We start from the raw sequence: 21,229 nt of genomic DNA, 5'->3' as shown, positions 1-21,229 counted from the left end.
TGATTGAGGTAAAAACCCTGCCTCTTGCTGTACAAATTCCCCTTTTAAATTTTTTCTGCTTCCTCTGTAACATTTTATTACTGACCTTCGTATCATACAAAAGCCAACTTTACCAACCACCTTGTATGACTGAGAGAGAGTACAATGAATGTGTAAACCTGTATGCAGATAATGTGTACCGATTCATCCTCAAAAATTTGAGGCATGAAGAGGATGCCCGTGATGTGGTACAGGGCGCATTTGAAAAAATGTGGGTCAACAGGGCTACAGTGGACAATGAAAGGAGCAAGAGCTTCCTTTTTACCGTTGCGTATAACCAGATGATCGATCATATCAGGAAGAACAAAAGGATCAGTTTAAAAGAAGAATTCAACGAGAACGACCGGGGAGTTGCTGCGCCAAAACACGATACCAAACGTATCCTGAACGAGGCGCTGGGCAAACTGAGCGAATTGCAACGCAGCCTGGTAATGCTGAAGGATTACGAAGGATACAGCTATGAAGAAATAGGACAGATCACTAACCTGAACGAAAGCCAGGTAAAAGTATATTTACACCGGGCAAGATTGCAGTTAAGGGAGTATATTGTAAAAGTGGAAAACGTTATTTAGTTAATAGTTCATAGTTGATGGTTCATAGAAGGCCATCAACCATGAACCATCAACCATGAACAATGAGCATCAACCGTCATAATTACGAAGCGTTTTTTTTACTGTACGTGGATAATGAATTATCTGCTGCGGACAGGAATGCCGTGGAGTTATTTGTACAGCAAAATGCCGACCTGCAGGAAGAATTATCCGTCCTGCAGCAAACCGTAATTAAACCCGATAAGCTGATTTTTGATAACAAGAGCAGCTTATTTAAGGAAGAGCATCCAACGCTGCAGGAAAATCTGTTACTATATATAGATGGGGAATTAGGTAAGGCTGATGAACTGCATGTTAAAAAACTGGTGGAACAGGATGATGTAGCCGCAAAGGAACTGGCCATATTGCAGCAAACCAAACTGCAACCTGAAACTATTGTGTTTGCAGATAAGCAATCGCTGTACAGGAAAGAAGGTGGAAGAGTGGTTGCATTTCCGTGGAAGAGAATTGCTGTTGCAGCCATATTGCTGGGCTTTGGTACCTGGGGCACTGTATCTGTACTTAATAAAAATAACGGAACAACTGAAACCGGTGCCGGATCTGTAGCATCGGGTACGCAAACAAAAACAACTGCACCGGTAACTGTTGCACCGGAAAAAAATACCACTGCACCTGTTATACCAACACCACAACAAACCGTAACCAATACCAATAGTACCAATGTTGCCGTTGTTAATCCTGCAACTGTAATAAAATCAACAACAGAAAAAAATAATCAACCTGTTACCAATAAAATACAGCAACCTAAAACTACCGCACCTAAAGAAGATAATAAAGATGTTGCTGTAGAACAACCTGAAATAAAAGCACCGAGCAATAACTTACCTAAACCTGATTATAATAATTTTAACAATACCAACCGTAACAAAGCAGACTACGCAAACGTACAATCTATAAACACACCAGCTGATAAACTAAACTCCGGAAACAGGCCTTCAGTTGATGTGCAGAATAACGGACTCAGCAATAATACGGTGGTTAATGGATATGCATTAAATACCAACTTTACCGAAGGCGATAACGACAATACTTCTGCCGATGATGAAAAGGCGAAGAAATCCAAACTGGGCGGCTTATTCCGCAAAGTAAAAAGGCTGGTGGAAAGAACCACCAACGTTAAAACCGGTAACGGCATCAAGATAGCCGGGTTCGACATCGCAATTAAATAATTTTTTTAAAATTTGAAACATGAAACAGCTAATTACATTTTTAGCAGCAGCAATCATTTGCTCAGCGGCAACAGCACAAACAGACAGTACTAAAAAACAAAAGTCAGACACGATACGCATCGGCGGTATCATCATCGTTAAGAACGGCAAAAAAGATAAAGATGTAAATATCACCATGGGCCGTAAGAACAACGAAAAGAAAAAGAACTCCAATGTAAGCACCAACTGGTGGATACTGGACCTTGGTTTTGCTAATTACAACGATCAAACCAATTACACTACTGCTACAGCAGACGGTTACCTGAAAAACAGGCCTGGTTACCCTGGTTTAGATAAAAATGATTTTAAACTGCGTACAGGCAAGAGCGTTAATGTGAATATCTGGTTCTTTATGCAGCGCCTGAACGTGATAAAACATTACGTAAACTTAAAATACGGTTTTGGACTGGAGCTGAATAACTATCGTTATAAATCTTCTGTAAGCTATAAAGAAGGCGGTTATATTCCTTACACTGCCGGTACACAAACCAATGCACCATTCATCTTCAGGGATTCCATTTCGTTTACAAAGAACAAACTGGCAGCCGATTACCTCACCGTACCTTTTATGCTGAACTTTACCACTAATCCCGGCAGCCACAAAAAAGGCATCAGTATCAGCGCAGGCGTTAGTGCAGGCTACCTTTACAGCCAACGCAATAAACAAAAAAGCGGCGAACGCGGTAAAGACCGTAACAAAGGTGATTATGATATGGAGCGTTTTAAATTCAGCTATGTGGGTGAACTGGGTCTTGGTCCTGTACACTTTTACGGTAGCTACAGTCCAAAATCAATGTACGAACACAGCCTGGATATAAGACCTTATACCGTGGGCTTACGTTTCAGCAACTGGTAAAAAGCTCTCTCACTCATTCCCAAGCCTGTTGAACCCCGGGTGTAAACAGGCGAGGGGTTGAGTTCAACATATATCCCTGCCAAGGCAGGGATTTTTTATGCACAATAACCAATGATTTACAAATGGCTTTATCTATTGCACGTATAATAATTTTGATTTTAATTATTGATCGTGCTGCGTAGTTTTACTTGTACAGGTAAGTGCAGCAACCGTATTGTACGGTAGTAATTTTTCCACATTCCATATAATTTGTTAATGTTATTCACATGATTGAAATAAATTTACGTGGCATGGCGTTTGAGTAATAGCACTACAAATTAATTTAAGTATGAAAACCGTTCGTTTTAATCACTTTCTTTTATTGTTTTCGCTGGTAGCACTGGTTTCTTTTACAACAGACAAGACCAAGAAAAGAAAATCCAGTTTTTCTGCTAAACCCCGTACCGCTAAACTTCCCAAAAAAACGACCGCTGCCGATACTGCCGAAAATCCCTATTATATTATTGTTGACAAAAGTGATTACGAACTGAAAGTGTACGACGACGAAGGATGGTACGCCACTTACCCTATTGTTTTTGGCAGCAAAGACCTGAGCGATAAACAAAAAGAAGGGGACAGGCGCACCCCCGACGGAAAATTTAAAGTGATCCTTAAGAAGATACATCCAAAATGGGGGCCGGAACTTTTGCTGGACTACCCCAATGATGACAGCTATAAAAAATTCAACGACCGCATGGCCAAAGGTATCATCCCCAAGACGGCTAAAATTGGTAATGGCATAGCCATACACGCTACCCGCCCCGATGAAGAGTGGACCGTGGATAATTTTTATAACTGGACGGACGGTTGTGTTTCAGTTAAATATACTGAAATAAAGGACCTCTTTAGTTATATCCCCGTAGGCACGCCGGTTACTATTCAGCAGTAGGCTTAACCAAAGGTAAAGGTTGATCACCCGTTATTTTTCTCCTGAAAATATACTTGGTTTCAGTAAATGATCCTTGCGAGGTTATGGGTATGACGGTCACTATCGCCCATGATTGTTTAGCGAGGTAATTTAAAGCTGCAGATTCTGATCTGAACTTAACGGTATGCCCCGTACTGTCATAAACAGGGTCAGTAGGATCAAGATAATCTTTTCCCTGTGCAGTACTGTAATCAACATACAATACATAGCTGTTGTTTAAACCTCTCCTTACAGTCCGGGCTGTTAAATATTCTTCCTTGTCGGTGTTTTGAGCGTTGACGCTAATCGTTGTAATGAACAATAGCAAAAGTGTAAAGATCGTTTTCATATTTTTTAATTTTCTATGAAATTAAAAACAGTGGGCCAGTAAATATCTTTCTTAAAAATGTTTGTTGAAAATTTAACACGAGCAGTTACTATTCTATAAATAACAGGCTCCCATCGCCATAACTTAAAAAACGGAAATCATTTTCTAAAGCGTAGTTATAAATCTCTCTCCAATTATTACCAATTGCTGCAGCAACCAGCAGCAGCAGTGTTGATTGCGGCTGGTGAAAATTGGTGACAATAGCTTTTGCTATCCTGAATTGGTAACCCGGTGCAATAAGTATTTGCGTTTGCGTAAATAATTGCGTCAGCTCATTTTTTTGCAGCCAGGCAATTAAAGCTTCCAAAGCTTCTTTCGAAGTAATGTTTTGACCAGGTGCCAGCAGTTCGTAAGCATCCCATTGTTTAATATCCAGCTGTGTGGATGCAGGCTGCAGCAATGCTTTAACCCCCATCCAGTAAAGGGTTTCAATTGTTCGCAGCGAAGTTGTGCCAACGGCAACTATTGTATCATCCAGTTTTGCAATGATCTCTTGAATAGTGGTTATGCTCACATCGATCCACTCGGCATGCATTTCATGCGCAGCCATTTTTTCGGCCTTTACAGGTTTAAAGGTGCCGGCGCCCACATGCAGTGTAACAAAACTGCGGCGGATATTTTTAGCTGCTAATTTTTCAAAAACAGTTTCGGTAAAATGCAAACCGGCAGTGGGTGCAGCCACCGAACCATCGTGCGCTGCGTAAATGGTCTGGTAACGGTCTTTATCTGCTTCATCCACCTTTCTTTTAATGTAGGGTGGTAAGGGAATATTACCGGCCTGCTCCACTATCTCTGCAAAAGAAATATTGTTGTTCCAATTGAACTCCACCACATAAGCGTCCGTTAATTTCTCCACCAGGCTTGCCCGCAATTCACTTTCTTCTAATTTCATCAACAATTCTTTTTCCTTCCATTTGCTGGCACCGCCGATCAGGCATTTCCATTGGCAGCTGGCGGTTGCAGTTAATGTTTTCGTATAATCTGTACCGTAAGGCTCCAGTAAGAATATTTCAATAACGGCACCTGTTGGTTTGGTGAATAATATCCTTGCTTTGATTACTTTGGTATTATTAAACACCAGTAAACTGCCGGCCGGCAGGTATTGATCAATACTGCTGTATACATTGGTGCTGATATTCCCATCTTTATAGATCAGCAATTTTGAGTGATCTCTTTGCTGTAATGGGTGTACCGCAATTTTTTCTTCGGGAAGATCATAAGTAAAATCGAGTATAGAAATATCTTTTGGGTGCATGGAGAAAAGGTATTGGAAAATTATTTTAAAAAATCAGCGACTTCCTGCAGCCATTTTTCAGCTTCTTTTTTACAAAGACTTTCATGAGCGGCATTATCGTACACTACTAATTTTTTTGCAGTATGGATATTGGCGTAAATATTATCGATCTCGTTCCTGGATACCCGGAGATCATTTTTGCCCCATTGCAGTAATACCGGGCATTCAATTTTTTTTGCAAATTGTACCGGCTTCATATTAAATGCCCAGAAGCCATGCTCCACGCCGCCCCAAAAGGTGATCAGCCTTGCCAGTGGTTCGGCTGGTAGTCCCATCATCTTTATCCTTCCTTCAGCAGCTTCGGTGATGGAGCCATAAGGCATTTCTAAAATAATTCTGGCAGGCTTTATCGTTGCATAATCGTTAACGGCTTTGGTAATAGCTGCGGCACCCATGGAGATACCCCATAACAGGATATTTTTTTCGCCTTTGCTTTGTATAAAATCATAGGCAAGTTTTACGTCCTCGCTTTCATTGTAACCAATGGTGCAGGTATTGCCTTCGCTGTTGCCATGCGCCCTGAAGTCGAGCTGAAATGTATTAAACCCCAGCTGCCGGAATACTGCAGCTTCCCTGTTAGTACCGCTCTTGGTGCCGCCATGCCCATGGAATAAACAAACTGTTCCTTTTGCATTGGCAACTGCTGTATACCAGCCTTCCAGTTTTAAGGAGTCGGCTGTGGTCAGGATCACTTTTTCGTAACTGGTATCGGGTACTGCATTTTTTTGCTTGTATGCGTTGATACCGAAAAAGATAGCTGCTGTTTTATTTTGCGTAGCTGCTTCATCTGCATTATAAAAATGTGTGAATTTATAGGCATGAAAAGCCGTGATGATATTCAGCAGTACAAATAGTACCAACAGGCATCGCAATAAAATTTTCCCGATCTTTTTCATAGATAAAAACAAAGTTTTTCAAAGGTAAACTAATAATATTGGTGCAACGGTAAATTTAACCGGCGGAATCAGTATTTTAGCCCCTCATTTTCAATTAAAACAAATTATAGCATGAGAACATTAAAACAACTGTTTTTTGTAATGCTGCTGGCCTGCACCGCCACTGCATTTGCACAAACCGGCAAGTACGAATGGAAGGAAGCAACTGCCGGTGGTTACACCTATAAATATGTGACCAACGACCGTTCCAAAACGAGGTTTTATACTTTAAAGAACGGGCTTACAGTAATATTAAGCCCTACCAACAAAGATCCCCGCATTCAGTGCTATGTGGCCACCAAGGCCGGTAGCAAGACCGATCCGGCTGATCATACCGGCCTGGCGCACTACCTGGAGCACATGCTGTTTAAGGGCACGGATAAATTTGGTTCCTTAGACTGGGCCAAAGAAAAACCTGAACTGGATAAGATCGATGCTTTGTACGAAGAATACAATCATACTACTGATCCTGAAAAACGTAAAGCGATTTATCACCGTATCGATTCAGTTTCCGGCGTGGCTTCAAAATATGCTATTGCCAACGAGTATGATAAAATGATGAGTTCGATGGGGGCACAGGGCACTAATGCTTCTACTTCTTTTGAACAAACTATTTACACAGACGATGTTCCTTCCAACGCTATTGATAAATACCTGGCAGTGCAGAGCGAACGTTTCCGCAATCCCATCCTCCGTATTTTTCATACCGAACTAGAAGCAGTGTACGAAGAAAAGAACCGTGGACTGGATAATGACGGCAGAAAAGTTTTTGAAAAATTATTTGCAGAGCTTTTCAAGAACCATAATTACGGAAAGCAAACCACCATCGGTACCATTGAGCATTTAAAGAATCCATCGCTCACCGAGATCAGGAAATATTTCAACACGTATTACGTGCCTAATAATATGGGTATTGTTATGAGTGGTGATTTTAATCCGGATGAAATGATCAAAAAAGTAGATGCTGCTTTTTCTTACATGCAGAACAAACCAGTACCAAAATATACTTTTGAAGCAGAGCAACCTATTACAGCTCCCATTGCAGCTGAAGTGATAGGACCGGATGCAGAAAGTGTAACCATCGGTTTCCGCCTGCCCGGTAATAAAGATAAAGATGTATTACTTGCTGATCTTGTAGGGCAGATATTAACGAATGGTAAAGCTGGTTTGATGGACCTGAACCTGGTTAAAAAACAAAAATTATTAAGGGCATCTGCATCTGCATTTACGCTGATCGATTATGGTGTTTTGTTTATGCAGGGTTCGCCAACACTGGGCCAGTCGCTGGATGATGTAAAAGCATTGATGCTGGGTGAGATCGATAATTTGAAAAAAGGAAATTTTGATGAAAGCCTGATCACGTCTATTGTTAATAATCAAAAGAAGAATAAGATACTGGCTACTGAATCTTATGGCAGCCGCGCCGGCGACCTGGTGGATGCCTTTAGTTCTGAACTGGACTGGAAAGACCAGGTGGCTTATACGGACCAGTTATCAAAACTTACTAAAAAAGATATTGTTGATTTTGCCAACAAATATTTTAAAGATAATTACGTGTATATCTACAAACGTAAAGGTGAAGATAAGAACGTAGTGAAAGTGGAAAAACCACCTATCACTCCTGTAGAAACCAACCGTGATGCACAATCAGCATTTGTAAAAAAGGTAAATGATATGCCTGCCAGCGTAGTAAAACCTGTTTGGCTGGATTATAACAAAAACCTGCAGAAATCAAAAATTGGCCCTGCCGAAGTGTTGTATGTACAGAATAAAGACAACAGCATTTTCCGCCTGCGTTACCGCTTTGATATGGGTACCTGGAACAATAGAAAACTGAGTCTTGCAGCACAATACCTGCAGTTTTTAGGCACCGATAAAATGAGTGCAGAAGATATTACCAAGGCTTTCTACCAGATCGCCTGTAGCTTTAATGTGGCTGCTACTGCTGAATTCACCACTGTTACCATTGAAGGATTGCAGGAGAATTTTACCAAAGCGGTTACCTTATTTGAAGATGTATTGAAGAATTGCAAAGCAGATGAAGCTGCCTTAAAAGCGCTGAAGGCCAGGATATCAAAATCAAGAACAGACGCCAAAGCCAACAAAGCGGCTATCATGAGCGGACTGGTTGCTTATGCAAGGTTTGGTAGTAAAAATCCTTTCAATTATGTGTTAAGCGATGATGAATTGAAAAACACTACTGCTGATGAACTGGTGGACCTGTTGCATGGTCTTAACAGCTATTCGCACAAGGTATTGTATTATGGTCCGCAACCATTGGCACAATTGACAACCGGTTTAAAAACCGTGCACGTTATTCCTGCAGCATTTAAAGCAGCCGATGCAAAAATGAAATTCCCCACCATTGAACAAACCAAGAACCAGGTATACTTTGCCGATTATAATATGGTGCAGAGCGAGATTCGCTGGGTGAGGAACACCGCACCGTACAGTGCTGATAAGGAACCGGTGATCGACATTTTTAATAATTATTTTGGTGGTGGTATGGGAGCATTGGTATTCCAGACCATCAGGGAGAGTAAGGCCCTGGCTTATTCTACTTTTGCTTTTTATGCAAAGCCTGATAAAAAAGAAGATCCGTTTTATACACTGGCTTATGTAGGTTGCCAGGCCGATAAGTTCAACGAATCCATTGTGGCGATGAATGAATTACTGAACGATCTGCCCAATGTTGCCGCCAATGTTACGTTTGCCCGTGATGGTATCAAAAAAGATATCGAAACACAACGTATCACACAGGATGGTATCATTTTTAATTACCTGACCGCACAGCAAAAAGGATTGAGTACCGATATCCGTAAAACAACGTATGCTGCTGTTGATAAGATCGGGTATAACGAATTGAAAAAATTCCATGGAGAATATATTGCCAATAAACCTTACACCTATTGCGTAGTAGCTTCTGATAAAAAGGTGACAGAAGACGCGATGAAAAAATATGGTGAGTTGAAAAGGCTGACGCTGGAAGAATTATTCGGGTATTGATAATTCATCAACATGATCTTAATGCCGGGCGTAAAGCCCGGCATTTTTTATTTATTGTTTCCCCAAACCCTCTTTTATTCGAACCATCGTATCTAAAGAAATATTTGTAATAACTTCTTTGGTTTGTTTGGCAGTAGGCCATTGAATGGTTATTTGTTCAATGGAAACCGCTTTGCCCAATCCAGCCTGCACTATTAATGTTTGTGAACCAAAACTACCGCCGCTGGAAACGGTGTGGTAAAAATGTTGTGTGCTGCCATCCGGCATTTTTACAACGATATCCACCCTGGCACCAATAGCGCACCGGTTAGCGGTAACTCCTTCCAGCTTTAATTTTAACCAATGATTACCGGTAACAGAAGTGTTTTCAAACAATACATTACGAAAACGATCACCTTCCACCGCACCGCCCATCACTTCATAAATATCCTGGTCGCCATCATTATCAATATCTGCAAAAGCAACTCCATGGCCTTTTTGAATATGCCCCGTATTGGTGGCATAGGTGATATCCTCAAATTTTTTACCGTTGATATTATGGTACAATTTATTCGGGATGATGCTGGTGTACTCCGGTGCACCGGTACCCAAATAATAATCGGGCCAGCCATCATTATCAATATCTCCAAAATTGCAGCCCATCGCATAATTCACATGATTAACGCCATACGCCGCACTAACGTCACTAAAAGTATTATTGCCATTATTATGATACAATCGCGGTAATTCCGCCACCGCTGGCATATTCAGCATATCACGTGCTGCATCTTCTGCTACAAATGAAAAACGTTTGGTATCATAACCCGACACAAAAAGAATCATCGAAACCATCATTGTCAAAATCAAAAAAGAAAGCAGGAAAACTATATAAAGGTTCTTCAATACCTGCAGCTTTGCTGATGTCTTCAAATTTTCTTTGGCCGGCAATGGCACCGGGTTTATTAATCCATAATTTATTAGGCGCACCCAGTGTAGAGAGAAATAAGTCGGGATAACCATCATTATTGATATCACCCCATACACATCCTTTCACATAGGCAGTGATGTTCAAGCCATATTGCGCTGATACTTCTTTAAACTTTCCTTTCTCATTCAAAAATAACTGGCAGGGATAATTTTCGTGCGCTACAAAAAGATCGAGCCAGCCATCATTATTAAAATCACCCCAGGCCGCAGTTTGTGTAGGTGCAGGAGAATACAGGCCATCTTCAAAAGTTACATCCTCAAAAGTATTGTTGCCATTATTCTTTAAAAGCGAAAAAGGGAAGCGGGCATTTTTGCCCCACCAGCCGCCACGCAACACAACAATATCTGCAAAGCCATCATTATTATAATCAGCATGTATAAGATTTAACCCCCCGGTAATACCGACTAACCCGGACGAAAGTGTTTCATTCTTAAAAGTTCCATCTTTTTGCTGGTGCATATAGCGTAACTGGTCGTTAAGACCATAGGAAGATGCCATGATATCCAGCAATCCGTCATTATCCAGGTCTTCTACCACACAACCACCCGAAATACCATTCATATCCACATCTTTTTTGGCGCTGATATCTTTTAAAATGATATTGCTGGTTTTGTTTTGTGTGAATACACCCGATTCGATCAGCCACTGTTTGGGCACTTCGTTGGGATATTTACCCAGTGTCATATACGCAATATTGAGTAAATATCTTGATTGCAGGTCGTCGGGAAATTTGGTGAGAATGGTTTTGTATACTTCAATAGCTGATGAGGAGCCGGAAGTTAATTTGTGAATGCCATCGCCCTGTATGGGTATGATGCAACTCTGCGGATTGTGATTGACGGCGCAATTTTCCAACTCACCTTTACGCATGTACGCAATAGCCAAAAGATCATATAAAGGTTTGTATGCAGGAGTAAGGTTATCTACAGTTATTTTCATAGCTGCGATCAGCTGCTTCAATACATTAATGGCTTCATCTGTATTGCCGGCATTCAGCGATTCCTGTGCGTACTGGAAATAAAGTATAAGTCTTTTATTAGGATCAGTTTCTGTTTCTGACCTTTTCCTGAAGAGTATTCCACGCTGTGTATTCATTACCAGGAAATCTTCCGGGTTGGCGTGACGGTTAATACTGTCCAGCAGGGCCACCATTTTTAATGTGCCCTTTGTTTGTGGCACCGATGAAATCAGCACTGTGCCATCTCCGTCACAGGTACTTTTCATCTGCGCAGCGCAAGTAAAACAATCAGCAGTAAAGCAGATCCATGCGATACTGATCAAACGTAATGCCCCTCTTGTCATATAAAGCCAGGATGCAAGGCTAGCAGGACCTCTTCTTTTTTGTAATGAACATTTAATTAAAGTTTGCCGATCCCTTCTTTGATATTTATTATAGTGTCCATCGCAATAGCGGTAACGATGTCTTTAGTTTGTTTTTGATTGGGCCATTGCACTTCTATTTCCTCAATAGCTGCGGCATTGCCCAGGCCGGCCTCAATTCTTAACGGGCGGGAACCAAAACTGCCCCCATTATTTACCGTATGATAAAAATTCTGCGTTGTACCATCTGCCATTTTCACTTTTATCCTCACCCTTGCACCAATAGCTGAACGGTTGGCAGTAACACCTTCCAATTTTATTTTTATCCAGTGGTTATTGTTAACAGAGCTGTTCTCAAAAAGTACGTTGCGGAACTGGTCGCCTTCGTAAGCGCCGCCCATCACTTCATAAATATCCTGGTCGCCATCATTATCAATATCTGCAAAAGCAACACCGTGCCCTTTTTGAATATGACCGGTGTTAGTAGCATACGTGATGTCCTCAAATTTTTTGCCGCCAAGATTGTGGTACAATCTATTGGGAACAATACTTGCAAACGCCGGTGCTCCTGTACCTAAATAATAATCGAGCCATCCATCATTATCAATATCACCAAAATTGCAGCCCATGGTATACGCCACATGATCAATATCGCAAGCCCTGCTTACATCAGTAAAAGTATTGTTGCCATTGTTATGATAAAGATGGGGTGTTTCTGAAAAAGGCGCCAGCTTCAGCATATCGGTTGCAGCATCTTCTGCGGCTAATTTTTTTGCTTCATTACGGGTACCATAACCGGAAACGAAAATATCATTGAAGCCATCGTTGTCATAATCAAAAATAAAAGTGGGGAAGCTCACGATGGGTTCCTGCACGCCGGCTGCTTTACCAATTTCTTCAAAAGCTCTTTCGCCGGGTGTGGCGCCGGGTTTGTTGATCCATAATTTATTCGGCTCACCAAATATAGAAACGTATAAATCCGGGTATCCATCATTATTAATATCGCCCCATATACAGCCTTTTACAAAGTTGGTAGTGTTCAATCCATATTGCGGTGCAACATCCCTGAACTTTCCTTTCTCATTAATGAATAACTGCGCCGGGTAATCCTCATGTGCCACATACAGGTCGATCCATCCGTCGTTATTAAAATCCACCCAGGTGGCTGACTGTGTAGGTGCAGGAGAATACAAACCACTTTCAATAGTTACATCTTCAAAAGTATTATTACCATTGTTCTTTAAAAGCGAAAAAGGAAACCGTGCATTTTTACCCCACCATGCTCCACGCAGTACAACGATGTCGGCAAATCCATCATTATTATAATCTGCATGAATTAAATTCAATCCACCGGTTATGCCAACTAATCCTGAAGCAAGCGTTTCGTTCTTAAAACTGCCGTCTTTTTGCTGGTGCAAATACCTTACCTGGTCGTTGATACCATAAGAGGAGGCCATAATATCCAGCAAGCCATCATTGTCCAGGTCTTCCACCACGCAACCCCCTGCGATGCCATTCATGTCCACATTCTTTTTTGCCGCCACATCTTTTAAAATAATATTGCTGGTCTTGTTCTCAGTGAAAACACCCGATGCGATCAGCCATTGCGGCGGCACTGCTGCAGGGTATTTGCCCAATGTCATGTAGGCAACATTCAATAGATATCTTGATTGCAGATCGTTGGGAAATTTGGTAAGAATGGTCTTATATACTTCGATCGCCTGCTCCGACCCGGACGTGAGCTTATGAACGCCATTGCCTTGTATGGGGATGATGCAGCTTTGCGGGTTGTGATTGGCAGCGCAGTTCTCCAACTCACCTTTACGCATATACGCAATTGCCAGTTGATCAAAGAGAGGCTTATTTTCTGCAGTGACATTTTGCCCCGTGGCACCGAGAGCAGTCATTACCTGCTTTAGCACATTAATGGCTTCATCCGTATTGCCGGCGTTCAGCGACTCATTTGCATATTGAAAATAAAGGTTCACCCTTTTGTTGGCATCTTTCTCTGTGAGCAGCTTTTTTTTGATAAGGTCAACTTTTTCTGCATTCATCACCATAAAATCCTCGGGATTGGCAACACGGTTCATGCTGTCCAGGATATGCGCCATGCGCAACGTGCCTGCAGTTTGTTTCACGGTGGAAAGCAATTTAATATCCTGCGGATCGCAGGTGCTTTTCATTTGTGCGTGAACCGCACAGGAACCAAGGCTATATACAACCGACAAGCAAAATAAACGATAAAAACTTCTCATATACTCGTGAACAAAACAATTAGTATATAAAAATATTGAGATTAGATCAAAACAATTAACCGTTCCTACAATTTTCCATCCTTTATTTCGTCCACTACAGCGGGGTCCAGCAGGGTAGAGGTATCGCCCAGGCTAGAGGTCTCACCTTCCGCGATCTTTCTCAATATCCTGCGCATGATCTTTCCGCTGCGGGTCTTGGGCAGGCCGCTCACAAACTGTATCTTATCGGGCTTGGCAATAGCGCCAATGATACGGGTCACAGTCTGCAGGATGTCTTTCCGTTTCAGGTCATCATCCATTTTGTTGGATGATTTGGACGCATCTGCCACCACGTAAGCATAAATTCCCTGTCCTTTTATATCATGCGGGTAGCCCACCACGGCGCTTTCCACCACGCCGGCGTGCATGTTAATGGCGTTCTCCACTTCGGCAGTGCCAATGCGGTGACCGCTCACATTCAATACATCATCCACCCTGCCGGTAATGCGGTAAAAACCATTTTCATCTTTTAAAGCGCCGTCGCCGGTAAAATATAATTCAGGATAAGTTGCAAAATAATTGGTGCGGCAGCGTTCATGATCGCCATAGGTAGTTCTGATAATAGATGGCCAGGGCGCTTTAATGCAAAGGTTGCCTTTGAGTAAACCATGTTCATCTTTTTGGGTTACCTCTTTTCCATTCTCATCCACCAGCAACGGCTGTACACCCGGCAAGGGTAAAGTGGCCCATCCCGGTCTTGATGGGGTAACACCCGCCAGGTTAGATATGAGGATACCACCGTTTTCTGTTTGCCACCAGGTATCTACAATGGGGCATTTTTTCTTGCCGATATTTTCATCGTACCAATGCCATGCTTCTTCATTGATGGGTTCGCCAACGGTACCGAGTATTTTTAAAGAAGAAAGATCTTTGCCTTTTAAAGGGTCTAAACCAAAACCCATCAAACTGCGTATAGCCGTAGGCGCTGTGTACAGTATATTTACCTTGTGTTTATCTACAATATCCCAGAATCTTCCTGCATCGGGAAATGTAGGAATACCTTCAAACATTAAAGAAGTACCACCGGCGCTTAAAGGCCCGTATACAATATAACTGTGACCGGTTATCCAGCCAATGTCGGCCGTACAAAAATGTATTTGCCCCGGCTGGTATTGAAATACATTTACAAAAGTGTAGTTGGTCCACACCATATAACCTCCTGAGCTGTGCACCACGCCTTTTGGTTTGCCCGTGCTGCCCGAAGTGTATAAAATAAACAAGGGATCTTCTGCATCCATTTCTTCTGCCGGAAAACTCACCACACCATCTTTTTCCACCTGTGTTTCAGCATATTCCATTTCATCTTCCCACCATACATCACGGCCTTTTATCATTGATACGGGGGTTCTTGTTCTTGTATAAACAATCACACGTTTCACTGTTTTATTACCAACCAGTGCATCATCAATAATACTTTTTAAAGGAATATCTTTTCCGCCGCGGTAAGCGCCATCGCAGGTAACAATAAATTCGGCTTGTGCATCTTCCAACCTGTCAGCAATACTTTGTGCGCTGAAGCCGCCGAATATCACGCTGTGTATGGCGCCAATGCGGGCACACCCTAAAATTGCATAGGCCAACTCGGGCACCATGCCCATATAAATACAAACACGGTCGCCTTTTTTTACGCCATTGTTCTTTAATACCTGTGCAAACTGGCAAACCCTTTTATGCAGTCGTGCATAAGTCACCACTCTTACCCTTTCTTCAGGATTATTTGGCTCCCAGATGATGGCGGGTTGGTCGCCCATTTTTTCCAGGTGCCTGTCAATGCAATTCTCTGTGATATTTAGTTTACTGCCCCTGAACCATTCCACTTTTGGCTGGGTAAAATTCCATTCCAGCACTTTATCCCATTTTTTGCGCCATAAAAAATTGTCTGCAACATCTGCCCAAAAACCTTCGGGGTCTTCCACCGCTTTTTTATAGGCCGCATTATAATCGTCGAATGATTTTACCTGATAAGGATATGACATGATAGTGATTTAACTCCTCCAAAATTATAGATACCAATTGATTTAATGGTATTAAAAAAGAATTTTGTACATATTTTTTTGCTGCAACAACATTACAGGACGGTTGCGTTAAAAAACGATGTATCTTCCCAGTCAATTGTTTTACTATATGGCAACTGCAAACTCTACCAAAGGAATTGGCAAGGTTATCTTCTCATCTTCACTGGGCACTTTAATTGAATGGTACGATTTTTACATTTTTGGCATGCTGGCTAAAACCATCTCCACACAGTTCTTTCCCGAAGGCAATGATACGGCGGCCCTGCTGAGCACGCTGGCCATTTTTGCTGCGGGCTTTTTGGTAAGGCCATTCGGTGCACTGGTATTTGGCCGGTTGGGCGATCTTATTGGCCGGAAATATACTTTTTTGTTAACGCTGGTATTAATGGGCGGTTCTACTTTTTTAATAGGGTTAGTGCCATCTTATAAAACCATTGGCATGGCGGCGCCATTGCTGGTATTGTTATTAAGATTGATACAGGGCCTTGCGCTCGGTGGTGAATACGGCGGTGCAGCTACTTATGTGGCAGAACATGCACCCGAAGGCCGCCGCGGTTATTTTACCGCATGGATACAAACCACGGCCACACTGGGTTTGTTTGTGGCATTGGGAGTTATTATGGGGGTAAGAAAAATAGTGAACGACGATGCGGCATTCAATGCAGAATGGGGCGGCTGGCGCTATCCTTTCTGGATGTCTATTTTGCTGGTGGGGGTTTCTATTTATATCCGTTTAAAGATGAATGAATCGCCGGTATTTGCAAAACTGAAGGCGGAGAAAAAAACATCCACGAATCCACTAAAAGAAAGCTTTGGCCACAAAGCCAATTTTAAAATGGTATTGCTGGCATTGTTTGGTGCGGTAATGGGGCAGGGCGTTATATGGTACACCGGCCAGTTCTATGCACAATCATTTTTAGAAAATACGGTGAAGCTGGAGTTTATGCAGAACCGTGAGATATTGTTATGGGCCATTGCTTTGGCAACGCCTTTCTTTCTGGTATTTGGCGCATTGAGTGACAAGATCGGCAGAAAGTGGATCATGCTTGCAGGTATGTTACTGGGCGTGGTTTTTTACCGGCCGATATTTAAAACGCTGTTGAAAGATGCGGATGCAAAAGAGTGGATGGATAAAAATGAAGGTATGCGTTATGTAAGTATGCACCAGGCAAACCCTTCCATAAAAATGGATACAGTAGTGCAGAAGAATGGCGACACCACTTTGCTGAAACATGTAAAAGGCGTATGGCAATTAACTGAAGGCATACAATTCACCGAAACCTATGTAGATACATTAGGACTTGGAAAAGAGGGCGGTGCCTGGGAAAATAAAGATAAAAAGCACACGTATTCTGATAAGATATTGACCAGTGGATTAAAATGGAAATTCATTGGGCTGGTATGGATCATGATCATTTTTGTAACGATGGTATACGGACCAGTGGCGGCGTTTTTGGTGGAATTGTTCCCGACAAAAATTCGGTACACATCCATGAGTTTACCTTACCATATCGGCAATGGTGTATTTGGCGGATTGGTGCCCTTTATTGCCACCTTATTATCGGCTACATTTACCAGCGATCCGTTAGTAGGATTATGGTATCCTATTGGTGTGGCGGCATTGTGTTTTGTGATCGGCGCCCTGTACCTCAATAATAAAATTGATAAAGAAGTAAACGATTAAAGAACCTGCTAAAAATATTTTATGGACCAGTTAAAAAAAATAATGGGTATTGTATGGATGATCATTGCACCTGTGGTGATCTATTTTTTAATTACGGGTGCAGTGCATAATATCGGCAATGGCACAAAGGATATCAATAAACCTATTCCATGGATCATTATCATCACCATATTCACACCCATTGCAATAGGGTTGATGATATTTGGCTACTACGCACTAAAAGGTGAATACGATAAGCTGCCCGAAAATTCAGAAGAGTTAAGTTAACATTACACTAATTAAAACGAATTACGCGAATTTTATTTTCGCTGATTCGTGTAATTCGTTCCAATTCGTGTAATAAAAAAAATAAATCCCTGTAACAAAAATGCCCTCTGCACGTTTTAAAAAAATTATGCGGAAAACTTTATTGTACAGCCTTACACTGCTGGCGCTATGGATATTACTGGCGCAATGTTTTATTATGCGCAACCGCTGGAGTGATAGCAAAGCTTACGGCGTATTTAAATCCAAACAAGTACCGTTGGTGATCCATGATACATTGATCAACGAAAGGCACCTGCATTATGCAGTATGCGGTCCTGATAGTTTGCCCACACTGGTGTTTATACACGGCAGCCCCGGCAGTTGGATGAATTACATGAAGTATATGTGGGATTCGGCCATGCGGCAGAAATTCCGGATAGTAGCTATTGACCGGCCGGGTTTTGGGTACAGCGATTTTGGAAAAGCCATGCACCTGCAGGATCAGTGTAAAATGATATTACCCGTACTGGAAAAATTAAAGACCAACCACCCGATGTTTTTGGCAGGGCATAGTTTGGGCGGGCCTGTGGTGGTAAAGCTGGCTGCCGATAATCCTTCGTTGTTTAAAACCATCGTGATCATTGCAGGCGCCATCGATATCAGCCAGGAAGCAAAAGAAACCTGGCGGCATATTATGAATGTGCGGCCATTATATTGGTTATTGCCCGGCGCATTTGGTCCCAGCAATACGGAACTGTTATATTTAAAGAAAGACCTGCTGCCCTTGCAGGAAGATTTTAAAAAGGTTACCTGCAATGTTTTATTTGTACATGGCGATAAAGATACCTGGGTGCCGATAAAAAATATTGCTTATGGCACAAAGATGATGGTACATGCAGCTTCCATACAAGCCGATACCATTCCCGGCGCCGATCATCAAATACCCTGGAAGAACAGGGACAGGCTGAAAGAAATTTTATTGGGCTTACAGTAACAGTATCATTGAGTTAGCGCCACGATTCTCAAAAAACAAAGAGCCTCTTTGTGTAATCAGCAGCCGGATATTATCTTTATATAAATATTTACCCGGGCGCCAATGAAACTACTGCCAAACCTTATTCTCATCGCGATCTTTTGCTTTATCCATTCCGGAACCAATGCCCAATACACCCAGCACAACTGGCCATTGAACCAGCTTACTTACGATAACTTTCAATGGGGCGGCAGGTACCAGTATCTTTTAGCAAAAATTAAAAAATCGGGTAAGGATACAAAAGCTGTATTGTTCAATTCTATCGATAATAATTCCAACACACCCATCGGACCGGAGGGTATTGCCACCAGTACTTATTTTCAGAGTTTTTATTCCAGCGGTATTGCTGTTTTACGCAACAACCAATATGGTTTTTCACAATGGATACAAACGATTGGCGCTGCCACCTGTTACGCTAAAGATCTTGAAATAGATACCAGTGAGAATATGATCGTGCTGGCAGATGTGAATGGTACTACCTGGGATACAGCCTATCATTATCCCCTGCTTAGTAATTACAGGGATAGTACGCAATTGCTCGTGTATAAAATGGATAGCACCGGTAAAGTGCAGTGGTTTAAATTTTATGGAGGTAACAGTGCCGAGTATGCGAAATGTATCAAACGCACTAAAGATAATAATTATTTACTGCTGGCATCCACGCAATCATCTGATGGTGATGTAACGGGCTACCAGGGTGGCAAAGATATCTGGCTGGTAAAGATCAGCGGAGTAGACGGCAGCATCATCTGGCAAAAGACCTATGGCACTGCTTTGGATGAAGTGCCCACCGATATGGAATTGCTGGACGATGAGAGTATTGTAATATCCGGCACGGCGCCCAACAGCAGTTTCTTTCCCGACGGGCATTTGAGCGCCAACGCTTTTTTGATGAAACTGGATAAGAATGGAGCTGTGAGCTGGAAAAAAGCATTCGGGGGTAACCAAACCGATATGGTGAGGAATTTTATAACCGTGAATGATGGTGGTTTTGTTTGTATCGGCAATACCAATTCTATTGATGGCGACCTGCCCGGTGGTTTTGGCGGCACAGATATTTTCATCAGCAAACATAAATCAGATGGCAGCCTGCAATGGGTAAAAAGATATGGTAATGCCGATAATGATGTGGCAGGCGATATTGTGTACAGCAGCTGCGACTCCACCATCTTTGCATCCTATGCCAAAGAATTCAACAACAACATTTATTATCCCGGCTATCCAAGATTTATCCAGTATACCGGTGTGGAAGTAGGCTTGTATAACAATGGCAACCAGTTTCATTACCACGAAAATAATTTCCAGTTTCCAGCTTCCACCTCTTTGTATAATGAAGGATTCAACCTGTCGATGGTACCTAATACAAGAGGCGGATTTTTAGGTGCCAGTATCACGCACAAGAACTGGCAGTCTTTCGAAGTATCTTATGGTTATTTATACACCCGAAGTTTTGAATTTATTGAATACGGTGCAAGACTGAAAAAAGATAATTACGACACCAGTATCTGCAGCGGTACCCCCGTGCTGGGCCATGTATTTACCAAAGACACTGTTTTTATTGACACTTTAAGAAATGCCTGCGGTATTGACACCTTGATCAGCAAATATGTGGTGCATGTTACTACGCCTGCTGACAGCCTTATTGCAAAAGACAGTACCGTATGTTATGGACAATTGTATGATGGTGTTCCGGTGTTCGCCCCATTTTTTGATAAGGATACGGCTTATCTTACTACCAGTTGCGGCAACAAACGTATCATAACTACTACGCATGTACTATTATCCGACCTTTTTTTAAATGTGAACCATGTGGTGGGGTTTACGCCCGGTGTTGCTGTTACCTTATCACCACAAACTAACGGCACTATTACCTGGCAATCGCATCCTACATTAAGTTGTAGCTTATGCCAAACAGCTGTAGCTACGCCCACACAAACCACCACGTATTATTTATCGGCTAAAAAAGGGGCCTGCACATTGCAGGATACGATACGGCTGGAGAAGAATGGCTATTATTTTTATGTACCCACCGCCTTTACACCCAATGGAGATGGTTTGAATGATACTTTTAACGCATGGGCATCGGGCATCAGCGATTATGATATGCGGGTATTCAACCGCTGGGGGCAAATGATCTTTCATACCACCAGCCTCAGTTCGGGTTGGAATGGAAAATTCCGCGGCGCCGATCAGCCCATTGGCGGCTACACCTATATGATCACCTATAAAGATCCCAACAACCAGCAGCAACTGGTACACGGCACATTCACTTTAATAAGAAGATGATATTGTATAACCACCTGCGGTGGTTGATTTAGAACGCAGATTTTTAAGATGATTATGATTAAATAAGATTTATCTGTGGAATTCCCGATAATCCTGAAAAT

Annotated in this window: 16 protein-coding genes; 9 read left to right on the top strand and 7 right to left on the bottom strand. The window is 42.1% G+C overall.

Annotated features, from left to right (window positions below):
• The first annotated feature begins 125 nt into the window (after positions 1-125).
• The 4 genes from QM738_RS02915 (at position 126) to QM738_RS02900 (ending at position 3,642) form a co-directional block, all read left to right on the top strand.
• Positions 126-611, top strand: coding sequence for an RNA polymerase sigma factor (locus QM738_RS02915; protein ID WP_462275185.1), 486 nt, complete (start codon positions 126-128; stop codon positions 609-611).
• A gap of 62 nt (positions 612-673) precedes the next feature.
• On the top strand, positions 674-1,819 hold the full coding sequence (locus tag QM738_RS02910) for an anti-sigma factor family protein (RefSeq protein WP_462275184.1): 1,146 nt from the start codon (positions 674-676) through the stop codon (positions 1,817-1,819).
• Between the two features lie 19 nt (positions 1,820-1,838).
• Positions 1,839-2,714 carry an outer membrane beta-barrel protein gene (locus QM738_RS02905; RefSeq protein WP_462275183.1) on the top strand — a complete coding sequence of 292 codons (876 nt, stop codon included), beginning with the start codon at positions 1,839-1,841 and terminating at the stop codon, positions 2,712-2,714.
• 328 nt (positions 2,715-3,042) lie between these two features.
• On the top strand, positions 3,043-3,642 hold the full coding sequence (locus QM738_RS02900) for a L,D-transpeptidase family protein (protein WP_462275182.1): 600 nt from the start codon (positions 3,043-3,045) through the stop codon (positions 3,640-3,642).
• On the opposite strand, the gene QM738_RS02895 is transcribed toward QM738_RS02900, so the two are convergent.
• The 3 genes from QM738_RS02895 to QM738_RS02885 all read right to left on the bottom strand — a co-directional run bounded on the left by QM738_RS02895 (position 3,629) and on the right by QM738_RS02885 (position 6,238).
• Positions 3,629-4,009 (bottom strand): hypothetical protein, encoded by a 381-nt coding sequence (locus QM738_RS02895; RefSeq protein WP_462275181.1) that lies wholly within the window; start codon positions 4,007-4,009, stop codon positions 3,629-3,631. The genes QM738_RS02900 and QM738_RS02895 overlap by 14 nt on opposite strands.
• Positions 4,010-4,097: 88 nt before the next feature.
• Positions 4,098-5,303 (bottom strand): S-adenosylmethionine:tRNA ribosyltransferase-isomerase, encoded by a 1,206-nt coding sequence (locus tag QM738_RS02890; RefSeq protein WP_462275180.1) that lies wholly within the window; start codon positions 5,301-5,303, stop codon positions 4,098-4,100.
• 20 nt (positions 5,304-5,323) lie between these two features.
• Positions 5,324-6,238, bottom strand: a complete 915-nt coding sequence (locus QM738_RS02885) for an alpha/beta hydrolase (RefSeq protein ID WP_462275179.1) — start codon at positions 6,236-6,238, stop codon at positions 5,324-5,326.
• 111 nt (positions 6,239-6,349) lie between these two features.
• Here QM738_RS02885 and QM738_RS02880 point away from each other — a divergent pair, with 111 nt between their 5' ends.
• A complete protein-coding gene (locus tag QM738_RS02880; RefSeq protein WP_462275178.1) occupies positions 6,350-9,283 on the top strand; it encodes a M16 family metallopeptidase in 2,934 nt (977 codons plus the stop codon).
• A 51-nt stretch (positions 9,284-9,334) separates the two neighbouring features.
• Here the strand turns inward: QM738_RS02880 and QM738_RS02875 are convergent, their stop codons facing one another.
• The 4 genes from QM738_RS02875 to acs form a co-directional block, all read right to left on the bottom strand.
• On the bottom strand, positions 9,335-10,117 hold the full coding sequence (locus QM738_RS02875; RefSeq protein ID WP_462275177.1) for a CRTAC1 family protein: 783 nt from the start codon (positions 10,115-10,117) through the stop codon (positions 9,335-9,337).
• Positions 10,080-11,474, bottom strand: a complete 1,395-nt coding sequence (locus QM738_RS02870; protein WP_462275176.1) for an FG-GAP-like repeat-containing protein — start codon at positions 11,472-11,474, stop codon at positions 10,080-10,082. Before QM738_RS02870 ends, QM738_RS02875 begins: the two co-directional genes overlap by 38 nt.
• Before the next feature lie 134 nt (positions 11,475-11,608).
• Entirely contained in the window at positions 11,609-13,753 is a 2,145-nt protein-coding gene (locus tag QM738_RS02865) for an FG-GAP-like repeat-containing protein (protein ID WP_462275175.1), read from the bottom strand.
• Between the two features lie 137 nt (positions 13,754-13,890).
• The gene (gene acs / locus QM738_RS02860; RefSeq protein ID WP_462275174.1) at positions 13,891-15,840 is read right to left on the bottom strand and encodes an acetate--CoA ligase; all 1,950 of its coding nucleotides are present in this window, start codon (positions 15,838-15,840) and stop codon (positions 13,891-13,893) included.
• 148 nt (positions 15,841-15,988) lie between these two features.
• Here acs and QM738_RS02855 point away from each other — a divergent pair, with 148 nt between their 5' ends.
• The 4 genes from QM738_RS02855 (at position 15,989) to QM738_RS02840 (ending at position 21,128) form a co-directional block, all read left to right on the top strand.
• Complete coding sequence (locus QM738_RS02855; protein ID WP_462275173.1) at positions 15,989-17,563, top strand: MFS transporter; 1,575 nt, start codon at positions 15,989-15,991, stop codon at positions 17,561-17,563.
• Between the two features lie 21 nt (positions 17,564-17,584).
• Positions 17,585-17,830, top strand: a complete 246-nt coding sequence (locus QM738_RS02850) for a DUF6814 family protein (protein WP_462275172.1) — start codon at positions 17,585-17,587, stop codon at positions 17,828-17,830.
• A 127-nt stretch (positions 17,831-17,957) separates the two neighbouring features.
• Entirely contained in the window at positions 17,958-18,803 is an 846-nt protein-coding gene (locus tag QM738_RS02845; protein WP_462275171.1) for an alpha/beta fold hydrolase, read from the top strand.
• Positions 18,804-18,905: 102 nt separating this feature from the next.
• Positions 18,906-21,128 carry a gliding motility-associated C-terminal domain-containing protein gene (locus tag QM738_RS02840; RefSeq protein WP_462275170.1) on the top strand — a complete coding sequence of 741 codons (2,223 nt, stop codon included), beginning with the start codon at positions 18,906-18,908 and terminating at the stop codon, positions 21,126-21,128.
• Positions 21,129-21,229: the final 101 nt, after the last annotated feature.

It is taken from the genome of Ferruginibacter sp. (assembly GCF_049840995.1).
GTDB lineage: Bacteria > Bacteroidota > Bacteroidia > Chitinophagales > Chitinophagaceae > Ferruginibacter.
This window is presented reverse-complemented; position numbering and strand designations above follow the sequence as displayed.